Annotated in this window: 10 protein-coding genes; 6 read left to right on the top strand and 4 right to left on the bottom strand. The window is 42.9% G+C overall.

All coding sequences use genetic code 11. The features are described 5' to 3' along the window. Window positions 1-92: 92 nt before the first annotated feature. Window positions 93-869: a class I SAM-dependent methyltransferase gene (locus tag PBT90_RS03550; RefSeq protein WP_270131637.1), complete on the bottom strand. Its 777-nt coding sequence runs from the start codon at window positions 867-869 to the stop codon at window positions 93-95. 61 nt (window positions 870-930) lie between these two features. Between PBT90_RS03550 and PBT90_RS03545 the strand changes: the two genes are divergently transcribed. Both PBT90_RS03545 and rlmB read left to right on the top strand, forming a co-directional pair. Beyond that, entirely contained in the window at window positions 931-2,166 is a 1,236-nt protein-coding gene (locus PBT90_RS03545; RefSeq protein WP_264809005.1) for a GWxTD domain-containing protein, read from the top strand. Further along, window positions 2,139-2,912 (top strand): 23S rRNA (guanosine(2251)-2'-O)-methyltransferase RlmB, encoded by a 774-nt coding sequence (gene rlmB, locus PBT90_RS03540; protein ID WP_264809004.1) that lies wholly within the window; start codon window positions 2,139-2,141, stop codon window positions 2,910-2,912. Before PBT90_RS03545 ends, rlmB begins: the two co-directional genes overlap by 28 nt. A gap of 33 nt (window positions 2,913-2,945) precedes the next feature. Here the strand turns inward: rlmB and PBT90_RS03535 are convergent, their stop codons facing one another. Then, a complete protein-coding gene (locus PBT90_RS03535; protein WP_264809003.1) occupies window positions 2,946-4,019 on the bottom strand; it encodes a mannose-1-phosphate guanylyltransferase in 1,074 nt (357 codons plus the stop codon). A gap of 8 nt (window positions 4,020-4,027) precedes the next feature. Next, window positions 4,028-4,996, bottom strand: coding sequence for a KpsF/GutQ family sugar-phosphate isomerase (locus tag PBT90_RS03530; RefSeq protein WP_264809002.1), 969 nt, complete (start codon window positions 4,994-4,996; stop codon window positions 4,028-4,030). Between the two features lie 96 nt (window positions 4,997-5,092). Between PBT90_RS03530 and recQ the strand changes: the two genes are divergently transcribed. The 4 genes from recQ to PBT90_RS03510 all read left to right on the top strand — a co-directional run bounded on the left by recQ (window position 5,093) and on the right by PBT90_RS03510 (window position 10,549). After that, window positions 5,093-7,270, top strand: a complete 2,178-nt coding sequence (gene recQ / locus PBT90_RS03525; protein ID WP_270131633.1) for a DNA helicase RecQ — start codon at window positions 5,093-5,095, stop codon at window positions 7,268-7,270. A gap of 13 nt (window positions 7,271-7,283) precedes the next feature. Beyond that, on the top strand, window positions 7,284-8,576 hold the full coding sequence (purD, locus tag PBT90_RS03520) for a phosphoribosylamine--glycine ligase (RefSeq protein ID WP_270131630.1): 1,293 nt from the start codon (window positions 7,284-7,286) through the stop codon (window positions 8,574-8,576). 127 nt (window positions 8,577-8,703) lie between these two features. Further along, window positions 8,704-10,104 (top strand): PSP1 domain-containing protein, encoded by a 1,401-nt coding sequence (gene ricT, locus PBT90_RS03515; protein WP_270131628.1) that lies wholly within the window; start codon window positions 8,704-8,706, stop codon window positions 10,102-10,104. Then, window positions 10,097-10,549, top strand: coding sequence for a gliding motility lipoprotein GldH (locus PBT90_RS03510; RefSeq protein WP_270131626.1), 453 nt, complete (start codon window positions 10,097-10,099; stop codon window positions 10,547-10,549). The genes ricT and PBT90_RS03510 overlap by 8 nt, the downstream gene beginning before the upstream one ends. Window positions 10,550-10,668: 119 nt before the next feature. Here PBT90_RS03510 and PBT90_RS03505 read toward each other — a convergent pair whose 3' ends face one another. Continuing rightward, complete coding sequence (locus PBT90_RS03505) at window positions 10,669-11,853, bottom strand: 6-bladed beta-propeller (protein WP_270131624.1); 1,185 nt, start codon at window positions 11,851-11,853, stop codon at window positions 10,669-10,671. Between the last annotated feature and the right edge of the window lie 173 nt (window positions 11,854-12,026).

The following is a 12,026-nucleotide window of genomic DNA, read 5'->3' as shown; positions in this document are numbered from 1 at the left end:
CGAACCTCTTTTTTTTGCTTTATCTATAAAGCATTTTAAAGCTATAATATCTTATACATAAAGTAATTCATTTACCCTTTTATCGGCTCTGACTATTTTTTCCCCAGCACATAAAACAAATCCAAGCCTATCGCCGGATCCTCAACTACAAGGTAATCTTCATGCGAAATATCAACCACACTTTTCCCTTGCTGCTGATGAAGTTTATTCCGGTTCACCCGGTTGAGAATTTCATATGGCATTCGAAGTATGGACGCCGGTAGCCGGTATTGCAGATTAAAAATATCAAAGCGCATAATCTTTTGTACAGACTTTCTATTGGCTGCATGATAAGACCACACTTTTTCATTTCCCCCTATTCCTTTAGCATCCACAGCATCAAAAATCCCTTTACACAAGTCTATCAATTGCTCCGGAGTGTACTCCCGCTCATGCCAAGGATTTCTAGATAGTGTATGGTTTATGTTTGGGGTAGATATCACTGCTTTGCCGCCAGGCTTGAGTACCCGGTATATTTCCTGCAGAAAGAGCTTATCATCCGGAATGTGCTCTATGACCTGAAAACTCACCACTGTATCGAAGGAATTATCAGCAATACCCTGGAATGGAGGAATCACCGCTTGACGAAATTCAACTTTCGGGAATTTTGATTTCAATTCATCGATCACCTCCTGGATCTTATCCAAGCCCAGATAGCTATCCGCATAGGGCAAGAGTGTTTCTACACCTCGACCTTCGCCACAGCCCACTTCCAGTAATTTACCAGATATCCATGGCTGAGCGGCAATGTATGCTTTGAGTAAGCGTTGATGTATTGGATTGTCACTGACCAACTTGTCAGAGGCGATTTCCGTTGTATAGGTAGCCATACAAAATTTTACTATTTTGGCAAAAGTAAGGTTAATTTTCAAAACCCCTGACTAACACCCGATGAACTGTAGATCAAGTCGAATTCTGTTTTTTATTTTCATTCTAATAGGCACATCTTTTCCATCCCTGGCACAAAACACCTTAAGCAATCTGAATCAAGCACTTCGCTACTCCAGGTACTCGAGATTGGGACTGAAGATACTCCCTGTAAAGCAAAGCCCCACTAGCTATAAAGTTCAGTTTCAAATTGAAAAAATCGAAGAAAATCCTGCCTTCAATAATTATAGCTTCACCTATTCTATTCTAGACAGCTATGAGGAAGAGATTCTTTCGGACAACTCCACCATGCTGACCCAGGCTGACCTCACCCGGGATACGGATCGGCATTGGGTGTTTGAGAAAACCCTAACTATCCCGGAAAACAAAGAAACAGCCATAGCACTGCTAGCTGTGCAGGATACCCGACAGGGCGATGAGTATTACTATTCCATTGATATCAAAAGCAGCTTCGTCTTCGATCAGCCCACATTCGGAGCGTATTATGCCAACAATGTAGGTTTTGACCAGAATTACCTGAATGCCGGTGAGTCACTGCTTTTCAAAACCAGTGGAGGCCCTGCACTGCACAGTTTTTACTATCCGGTGAGCCTGGAAGTGCCCTATCCTCCTATGGAAACCAAGCCAGCGCCTGTGCCCAGAGAGCTTGAGGTGGTAGACGAAGGAGAGTTCCTCTCCAATGTGCCAAAAAGTTTTGACCAGATCGGGTACTACTTTATTCAAAATGACACCAGTGCCAATAGCGGTTTGGTCCTGAAAACTACCCATGAAGCTTTCCCCAAAGTGAGAGACTGGGAAGAAATGATCGACATGGTGAAATATATTTCCACCAGAAAAGAACATGAAAACCTGGTAGCCGCAGAGGACAAAAAGAAAGCCCTGGACGCATACTGGCTTAGCCTTACCCGTAATCCCGACACTGCCAAAGAATTGATCCGGGAGTATTTCCGTCAAGTAGAATTTGCGAATATACTGTTTACCGATTTCAAAGAAGGCTGGAAAACTGACAAGGGAATGATCTACATCGTGATGGGCCCTCCCCAGGAAGTCAACTTCTATGAGGACCGGGAGGTATGGACCTATGGTGGCAGTACCGAAACTTCAAAAATTCGCTTTAACTTTGTACGGGTTAAAAACATACTTAGCCCACACTACTACACCTTGAACCGTTCCAGGGCTTATCAGCCGGTTTGGTTCAAAAACATATCCATATGGAGAAGCGGAAAGATGGCTTTTTAATTGAAAAAGGAGCCCACGAAAAAGACTTTATTTTTGGTACCAGAGCGGTCATGGAATCCATCCATGCAGGCAAGGACATCGACAAAGTCTTGGTACAAAAAGACATCAACAATGACCTGATCAAAGAACTGATTCAGCTTTGCAAAGCTGAAAAAATCCCGGTCGTACGGGTTCCGGATGCAAAACTGAACCGGATCACTCGCAAAAACCACCAGGGAGTAGTCGCTCAGATGTCAGCGATAGAATATGCATCGCTAGACCATGTAATCGAATCCTGCTTCAATGTGGGCAAAGCGCCTTTGATTCTGGTACTAGACCGGATCACCGATGTGCGGAATTTCGGAGCCATAGCCCGGACAGCTGAGTGCGCCGGAGTAGATGCCATAGTCATTCCTGAGAAAGGCAGTGCCCAAATCAACTCCGATGCGATCAAAACTTCCGCCGGAGCTTTGAATTTCCTACCTGTAGTTAGGGTTAAAAACCTCTTCTACACCTGCAGAGATCTTCAAAAATCCGGGCTGATTCTCGTGGCAATCACCGAAAAAACAGACAAAATCATGTATGAAGCTGATTTTTCTCTACCGGTCGCTATGATTATGGGTTCGGAGGAAGATGGTATTTCCAACGAAATGATGGGAATCGCAGACGAAAAAGTGAAGATCCCTATGGCAGGAAAAATCGAAAGTTTGAACGTATCTGTGTCTGCGGGAGTAGCGATCTACGAAGCGATGCGCCAGAGAGCATAATAAAGGCAAAAGAGCAAATGGGGAAGCGGGTTCTTAAATAAACTCCTCCCCTTTCTTTTTTGCATTGGAGACAAACTCCCTGAATCTTTTCTCTGAATCAATCTTGCAGATCAACAGTACATTTTCTGATTCATTGATCAGGTAATGGTCTAGCCCTTGCACCACAACCAGCTTTTCGCCTTTTACTTTGACATAGCTGTTAGACGTGTCATACAGAATCGCATTGGCCTCCACCACATTATTGTGCTCATCCTTTTCTTTCAGTTCGTGGAGGTTAGCCCATGACCCTAAGTCTGACCAGCCAAACTCCCCGAGTAGGATATACATCTCATTGGTCTTTTCCATAATCCCAATATCAAAGGAGATATTTTTCACCTGAGAATAGGCACGCCTTACAAAAGCCTCCTCTCCTGCTGTTCCGTAAACTCCTTTTCCTTCTTCAAATATTTCTGCCAAATCTGGCAAATGCTCATGCAGTTCTCGGATCAGCGTTTTTGATTTCCACACAAACATCCCTGAGTTCCAGGCAAAATCTCCACTTTCCAGAAATGTCTTGGCGAGCTTGGCATTGGGCTTTTCAGTAAAAGTTTTCACCTTGAACGCATGTGCTTTAGGCTTTTCCAGATACTGAATATAGCCATAGTTAGTCTCGGCCCGGGTAGGTTTGACACCTATGGTCAGGAGCTTTCCTTCCCTTTCAGCCACACTCACAGCACGCTGAATCGTCTTAATGTATTTGCTTTCTTGTAAGATCAGGTGATCTGAGGGAGTCACCACCAGGGTAGAATCGGGATCTTTTGAATGAATATGAAAACATGCATACGCCATACAAACGGCAGTATTTTTCCGCATGGGTTCTACTAGCACCTGTTCATCCTTCAGTTCGGGCAATTGCTTTTTCACTAAATTCTGATACTTCTTATAAGTCACTACCACGAATTGCTCCGGATCGGCCATTTCCCGGTAGCGGTCATAGGTCATTTGTAAAAGTGTCCTCCCTGTGCCTAGAATATCTAAAAATTGCTTCGGTTTTTTCCTTCTACTATATGGCCAAAAACGGGAGCCTACGCCACCGGCCAAAATAACGATATAGGGTTTATTAGTCATTGGTATTATTACACGATTCCTTCCTTCATCAACTCATGAATATGAACAAAACCAGCGATATTTCCTTCATTCATGGCTACCAGCTGCGTAATATTATGGCTTTTCATCATATTTAATGCCCTGATGGCATACTCCTGGGTAGAAATCTGCTTGGGGTTAATGGTCATTATCTGCCCAGCCTTGATGGATTGTATATCTAATGTTTTCTGCAACATCCTTCTCAGGTCCCCATCGGTAATAATCCCTTTCAAAGTCCCCTGGCTATCCACTACAGCTGTAGCTCCCAGTCTTTTTCCAGAAATCTCCAAAATAATTTCAGCCAGACCAGCATCCTCTCGAACCACCGGGATTTCATTACTTCCTAAAACATCCCCAACCTTGAGGTAAAGCTGCTTACCTAGCGACCCTCCAGGATGATATTTGGCAAAATCATCCGAGGTAAATCCTCTAGCCTCCAATAAGCAAACTGCCAATGCATCGCCCAAAGCCAAATGCGTAGTCGTACTGGTGGTAGGAGCTAGATTATTCGGACAGGCTTCTTCTTTGATGGTGGCATTGAGCACATAGTCTGCTTGCTCTGCCAGATAACTTTGGGGATTACTCACCATGGCGACCAGTTTTGATCCCAACTTTTTCAAGAGTGGTACCAAAACTTTAATTTCGGGTGTATTCCCACTTTTTGATATACACATCACCAAATCCTCCGGCAGGATCATGCCCAGATCCCCATGAATGGCATCGGCCGCATGCATGAAAAGCGCTGGAGTACCGGTAGAGTTTAAAGTAGCCACTATCTTATTGGCTATGATGGCACTCTTGCCTACTCCGCTGACTACCACTCTACCTTTGGAGGACAAAATATACTCCACACAAGCATCAAAATCCCCATCTAAGTAATCCACAAGATTTAACACCGCTTCTCCCTCGTTTTGCAATACCCGAGTGGCTGTTTTTCTAATATTTTTAGCTAAATTCAATTTTGCCTGCGTTTATAACTAATTTTGAACAATGGTATAAATGTAATCAATCATTCCTGTTTACAGGCTTTAGTCATCCATTAAGCCCCTTAACAAGTGGAAGAAAATATAAAAGCAGATCTAAAAAAAATCTTTGGATTCAGTAAGTTTCGCGGCAATCAAGAACCCATTGTCGATAACCTACTGAACCAGAGGAATACCTTTGTGATCATGCCAACTGGAGCGGGGAAATCTCTTTGCTACCAATTGCCCGCAGTAGTCAAAGAAGGAACTGCCATCGTGATATCCCCACTGATTGCCTTGATGAAAAATCAAGTCGATCAGCTGAAAGCGCTGGGAATCAATGCGCATTTCCTTAATTCTACATTGAACAAATCTGAGGCAAACAGGGTCAAAAGTGAGGTATTGCAGAAAAAAACCAAGCTGCTCTATGTGGCCCCCGAGTCCCTTACCAAAGAGGAGAATGTGGAGTTCCTAAAATCCGCCAAGCTGAGCTTTGTGGCTATAGACGAAGCCCACTGTATCTCGGAATGGGGCCATGACTTTCGTCCAGAATACCGGCGCATCAAGTCTATCATAGCACAGATAGCGCCGGATCTTCCCATTATTGCCTTGACTGCTACTGCTACGCCTAAGGTGCAGCAGGATATCCAGCGCAATCTCCAGATGGAGGAAGCAGACCTATTTAAGTCATCTTTCAACAGAACCAACCTATTCTATGAGGTGCGGCCAAAGGTGAAAAATGACTCCAAGAAGCATCTGATCAAATTCATCAAAGGGCACAAGGGAAAATCAGGTATTATCTATTGCCTGAGCCGGAAGAAAGTAGAGGAAATAGCCCAGCTACTTCAGGTCAACCAAATCAATGCAGCCCCTTATCACGCAGGATTGGAATCGGCTGTAAGGATAAAAACCCAGGATGATTTCTTAAATGAAGAACTGGATGTCATCGTGGCCACCATTGCTTTTGGGATGGGAATAGACAAGCCGGACGTGCGCTATGTGATACACTATGATGTACCCAAGTCGCTGGAAGGCTACTACCAAGAGACCGGAAGAGCGGGCAGAGATGGCCTGGAAGGGCACTGCCTGATGTTCTATCGCTATGAGGATATCATAAAACTGGACAAGTTCAACAAAGACAAACCTGTAACCGAGCGAGAAAATGCCAAACTGCTCTTGCAAGAAATGGCCGCTTATGCAGAAACCGGCGTTTGTAGAAGGAAATTCATTCTCAACTACTTCGGAGAAACCATGGATGAAGACTGTGGATTCTGTGACAACTGTAAACGCGAGCGGGAAACCTTCGAGGGTATGGAAAAAGTCCTTACCGTTTTACAGGCTGTGAAAGAGACCAACCAACGTTTTGGCCTAGCTCACCTAGTACAGGTCATCACCGGTGAATCATCTGATTATGTGCAGAGCTATGCGCACGATCAGCTACCTGTTTTTGGCAAAGGTAAAGACGATCCTGAAAAAGTATGGGTAGGTGTAATCCGCCAGGTCATGATTCTCAATATGCTCGAAAAAGACATTGAGAGCTATGGCGTGCTCAAACTGACTCCGAAAGGCCTGGAATACCTAGATGCTCCCTATGAAATCGAACTTCATAAAGACCACGATTTCGAGGCGGAAGTGGAAACAGAACAGGCAGAAGTGGAGATTAGCACTGGAGTAGCCTACGACGAAAAACTCTTTGAGCTACTGAAAGCAGAGCGAAAAAAAGTAGCTCGAAGCAAAGGTTTGCCTCCCTATGTGATCTTTCAGGACCCTTCTTTAGAAGAAATGGCGACCGTTTACCCCACTACTCGTGAGGAGCTAGCGCAAATCAATGGCGTAGGTATGGGAAAAGTCGCTAAATTCGGGTCTCCGTTTTTGAAATTGATTGCGAACTATGTGGAAGAAAATGAAATTGAAACCGCATCAGATGTAGTAGTCAAGTCCTCAGGAACGAGATCAAAAGTGAAAATCTCGATTATCCAGCAGATTGACCGCAAAATCGACCTGGATGAGGTAGCCGAAAACCTCAACATCAGTATGAGTGAACTGCTCCACGAAATAGAGCAGATCATTTATAGCGGAACTAAACTAAATATAGATTACTACATCGAGCATATCATGGACGAAGACCGTGAGGACATTCTTCATGATTATTTCATGAATGCCAGTAGTGACCAGATCAAGGAAGCTTTAAATGAATTGGAAGACGAGGATTTCGCAGAAGATGAATTGCGAGTCTATCGCATCAAGTTCATTTCAGAGCATGCCAATTAATTAGAATTATTCGATGAATATACTCTTGCTAGGAAGCGGAGGCAGAGAACACGCCTTTGCTTGGAAAATCGTACAAAGTGACGATTGTAGCCATTTATATGTAGCCCCAGGAAATGCGGGCACTGCTTCTATCGCCACGAATGTACCCTTGGGAATCACCGATTTTGAAGGTATTCATGACTTTATCCTGGAAAAATCCATAGACCTAGTAGTAGTGGGTCCTGAGGAGCCGCTAGTCAAAGGCCTCGTAGATTACCTTCATAATCAGCCAAAAACAGCCCAAACTCCTATAGTAGGCCCGTCCCAACTGGGCGCTACACTGGAAGGCAGCAAGGACTTCTCCAAACGCTTTATGCAGAGAAACCATGTCCCCACCGCTGCCTATGAGACCTTCACAGCCGATCAATTGGAGGCTGGTCTTGCCTATTTGGAAACACAAAAACTTCCCATCGTGCTGAAAGCAGATGGACTGGCTGCCGGTAAGGGCGTATTGATTTGCCTGACCTTAGAAGAAGCAAAAGCATCTCTTAAAGAAATGCTGGAAGATCAAAAATTTGGCGAAGCCTCCTCCAAGGTGGTCATTGAAGAGTTTTTGACGGGCATAGAGCTTTCTGTTTTTGTAGCTACGGACGGTAAGAGCTATAAGATTTTGCCGGAGGCCAAAGATTACAAACGCATAGGTGAAGGAGACACCGGACTGAACACTGGAGGCATGGGCGCCATCAGCCCAGTGGTTTTCGCAGATGAAGCCTTTATGAAAAAGGTGGAAGAAAAAGTAGTAAAACCCACCATTGATGGCCTGGCAAAAGAAAAAATAGCTTACAAGGGATTTCTTTTCATCGGCCTGATGAATACCGATGGAGAACCTTATGTGATAGAATACAATGTGCGAATGGGTGATCCGGAGACTGAAGCCGTATTGCCAAGAATAGAAAGTGATTTCGTGACTTTACTGAAAGGAATTGCCACCGGCACACTAGACTCCTATCAACTTCAAATTTCTCCAAACTACGCCACCACAGTAGTAATGGTAAGCGGAGGATATCCGGGTTCGTATCAGAAAGGTTATACCATTACGCTTCCCGAGTCCGTTTCAGGAGCTGAGATATTCCATGCCGGCACGGCCCTGAATGAAAACGGAGAACTTGTAAACCAAGGCGGAAGAGTGCTGGCCATCACCGGTATGGGTGAAAATATCGATGAAGCCCTAAGTAATGCATTTGCCACGGTGAAAGGGATTTCATGGGATCAATCCTATTTCCGTAAGGATATCGGGATGGATATTCTGAAATTAATGAAGAAGTAAACCCAAATAAAACCAGGCCTAGGCCTGTATCAATATTATGTCTGGATGTAGTACATGCTCAACCTCCTCAGGAGGGACCGGAGGATGCCAAAGTAACGGCAGCTGCGGCACGAGTGATTGTAATAAAATGAATGTCTTTGATTGGTTGTCACACATGGGAATTCCAGAAGTGGACAACTTTGACATCGTAGAAGTGAAGTTTAAAGGCGGGCGAAAGGAATACTACAGGAATGTAGACTATCTGGACCTTCATACTGGTGATCCAGTGGTAGTAGATGTGCCAAATGGCCATCACATTGGCTACGTATCCCTACAAGGCGAGCTCGTTAGACTTCAGATGCAGAAAAGGAAAATCAAGGATAATGACGAAATCCTGAGGATCTACCGGGTAGCCAATCAAAAGGACATGGAAAAATGGGGAGAAGCCCAAAACCGGGAAATCCCTACCCTCTATCGCTGTAGACAGATCGTAGAGGAAATGAAGCTGAAAATGAAAATGTCTGATGTTGAATATCAGGCAGACAACTCCAAAGCTACATTTTACTACTCTGCTGACGAACGTGTAGATTTCAGGGAACTGATCAAGGTACTGGCCGGTGAATTCCGTATTCGTGTGGAAATGCGTCAGATCAGCCTACGTCAAGAGGCAGGAAGGATCGGCGGATTAGGCATTTGCGGAAGAGAACTCTGCTGCTCTACCTGGCTGGTAGATTTCAAAAACGTAAGTACATCAGCAGCCCGATATCAAAACCTTTCGCTGAACCCTAGCAAACTGAGTGGACAGTGTGGAAGGCTAAAATGCTGCCTGAATTACGAACTGGACACGTACATGGATGCCATCAAGGACATCCCAAGTGTAGACCGACCGCTACAAACCGAAGCTGGCCCTGCCAAACTGCAGAAAACTGATATTTTCAGAAAACTGATGTGGTTCAGTTATAATAACGACAATGACTGGCACACCATTTCCTGCGAAAGAGTGAAGGAAATCCAGCGCAAAAATTCCGAAGGAATTAAGGTCTATAACCTAGAGTTTAATGAGGCCTCTGAAATAGAAGATTTGGCAGCAAAATCTACCCGTGAACTAGAATTGCTCGACAAAAAATTTGCTACACCTACCAAGCGCAAGAAGAAGTCCAGGAATAAACCACGAAACAGCAACAATCCAAGAAATCAAAAAGCTACGGGAAATTCACCTCAAAAGGAACAAGGCCCTGCCAGTAAGCCTGAAAATCAAGCTAATGGACCAGGAGGAAATCAGCCCAAGAAGCGAAGAAACAATAGAAACCGGAATAAGCCGAAAAATCCGCAAGGACCTAGCAATGCTCCCAAAGCTTCAGGAGCACCCCAAAACCAGGCTGAGCCAAAACAGCCAAAGCGTGCCAATGGCCCAAAACCAAAGAGAAAACCGAATCCCTCAGCTAATCAGCCCCAACAAAATCAGGGGAATGCAAAACCGGAAGGAAAAAGAAAGTTTCCTCCTAGAAAGAACCAAGGCCCAAATCCAAACAAACCTGGAAATGAGTAAAAGATTGCTTTTGGGAGTTGCGCTTTTAGTAGGAATCACTTCCTGCACGGATGAGCGGATTTATGAGGATTTCCAAACTATCCCCTCTCAGAATTGGGGAATTCAAGACAGCCTGACATTTGATCTGGGGGAAACCAAATTGACCAATTCCCCCAATCTCATCGCAGTGAAATACAATGAGGATTATGCGTTTACCAACTGCTACCTCAGAATCATCAGCAGGGATTCCAGTCAGGTTATTCTAGAAAATAAATTGGTGAACCTGATTCTTTTTGACCCAAAGTCAGGAGAGCCACTTGGTGAAGGTTTTGGAAGTGTGTACACCCGCTATGATACCTTGCCATTTCAATTGAATCCAGCCACCAAAACTGTCACCTTACTCCAATACATGCGTCAGGATAAACTCCCAGGAGTAGAGGCAGTGGGCCTGAAAATAATTAAATAACTCAAAACCAGCTAGTTCATCTCTTTTCGAAAACAAAAACTGTTCTCTACCCCAACATATTGACCGTAGTTCAGTGTTTTGATATACCCCTGCTTTTGGTAAACAAAACATCTGTTGAATTAAAAATCTATGGAATCTTTTAATGTATATATCAAAAGAACTGGATTTTCATTTTCAGGTGTTTGAAGTCTTCTCAATTTGTTCTTCAAAGGATTATCTGTCAAATCAATTTCAGATAACCTTGAATAAATAATACCCGGATCTATGTACAATATTCCTTTTCGAGGGTCTGATCCTGCTACAGAAGGAAATGTTACAAGGGGAAATAATTTATCCATATCATTCTCAAATCTTGAAATTACTTTTTTCCTTCCATTTGTAAGATTGAAATATAGTGAACTAAAATCACTTACGCCTTTATAGATAGGTAGTAGTGCATAGTTTCTTCCTGAAGAAACTGACTCACCTATTCTAAAATACTCATTCTGAATTAATTGCTCCTTTATTTCTAAAGGTTCTAATACCTTTGAGGAATCCATAATTAACGGATTTATTGTCAAATTAAACTTATGCACATCTTTGAAACCATTCCAATCCATAGAAACCAATTTTCCGGACAATTGATCTATAAAAAAGAAAAAATCATGCTCTACAGTATCAAAAAAATAGCCACTCTTGCGTGCCTTAATTTTCACAAATTCATCAGGATAATCTTCAAAAAAAGTAATCTCCTTGTACTTACCAACAGTATTAAAATTGAATTTGCCAACCCTTTCAGAAGGATTACCTGTCATCACATTTAAAAATACGACTTCGCCATTTTTCTCAATAAAATCCCCTACTAACCCAATATCATTAAACGAAATTTCTGAAATGAAATTCCCATTCCAATCAAATTTCATAAATTTCTTAGTTATACCAGCATAGACTAATAACTCGTTTCCTGAACTACTGACCCTAACAATTGAAGGTGATTTAAATTCACCTGGACCTGCCCCTTTGGAATTAATAGTAAAAAGATGTTGGCCTAACTTGTCGAAAACTTGAATATTTTTTAAAATCTGCCTATCAGTAATAACAATTTTGTCTCGGTAAATTAAAACATCACTCACAAAACCAATCAATTCATCTTCGCTAGGATGTACTATATCAAAGTCCTCAAAAAATTCAGACATTTTCACATTCTCACCTATGGTAGGGTCTAGTTCAATAGCATTCTTAAGAGTATCATTATTATTATCTTTTAAATTACAAGAACTCCACAACAAAATGAATACAAAAGCATTGAAGTAAATATTTTTCATAAATAATGCAGATACAATAATTGGTAGTAGACCTTAGGACGAGGGAATGCTGAATCCGCATGTGGCAAGCCTGAACCACACACTTTCGTATGTCGAACCCAAACCTGAAGGAGGATAAAAAAAGGTCAAATGAAATAATGGAATATTTTTACTTCATTCGACCTTGAGAATAA

Source organism: Algoriphagus sp. TR-M9, assembly GCF_027594545.1.
Lineage (GTDB): Bacteria > Bacteroidota > Bacteroidia > Cytophagales > Cyclobacteriaceae > Algoriphagus > Algoriphagus halophytocola.
Note: the sequence above shows the minus strand (reverse complement) of the source record. Positions and strands in the feature narration are given on the sequence as shown.

Coding starts and splice junctions, on each gene's coding strand:
- PBT90_RS03505 (WP_270131624.1), bottom strand. CDS start 11,853: ATGAAAAATATTTACTTCAATGCTTTTGTATTCATTTTGTTGTGGAGT.
- purD (WP_270131630.1), top strand. CDS start 7,284: ATGAATATACTCTTGCTAGGAAGCGGAGGCAGAGAACACGCCTTTGCT.
- PBT90_RS03545 (WP_264809005.1), top strand. CDS start 931: ATGAACTGTAGATCAAGTCGAATTCTGTTTTTTATTTTCATTCTAATA.
- PBT90_RS03510 (WP_270131626.1), top strand. CDS start 10,097: ATGAGTAAAAGATTGCTTTTGGGAGTTGCGCTTTTAGTAGGAATCACT.
- ricT (WP_270131628.1), top strand. CDS start 8,704: ATGAATGTCTTTGATTGGTTGTCACACATGGGAATTCCAGAAGTGGAC.
- PBT90_RS03535 (WP_264809003.1), bottom strand. CDS start 4,019: ATGACTAATAAACCCTATATCGTTATTTTGGCCGGTGGCGTAGGCTCC.
- rlmB (WP_264809004.1), top strand. CDS start 2,139: ATGGAGAAGCGGAAAGATGGCTTTTTAATTGAAAAAGGAGCCCACGAA.
- PBT90_RS03550 (WP_270131637.1), bottom strand. CDS start 869: ATGGCTACCTATACAACGGAAATCGCCTCTGACAAGTTGGTCAGTGAC.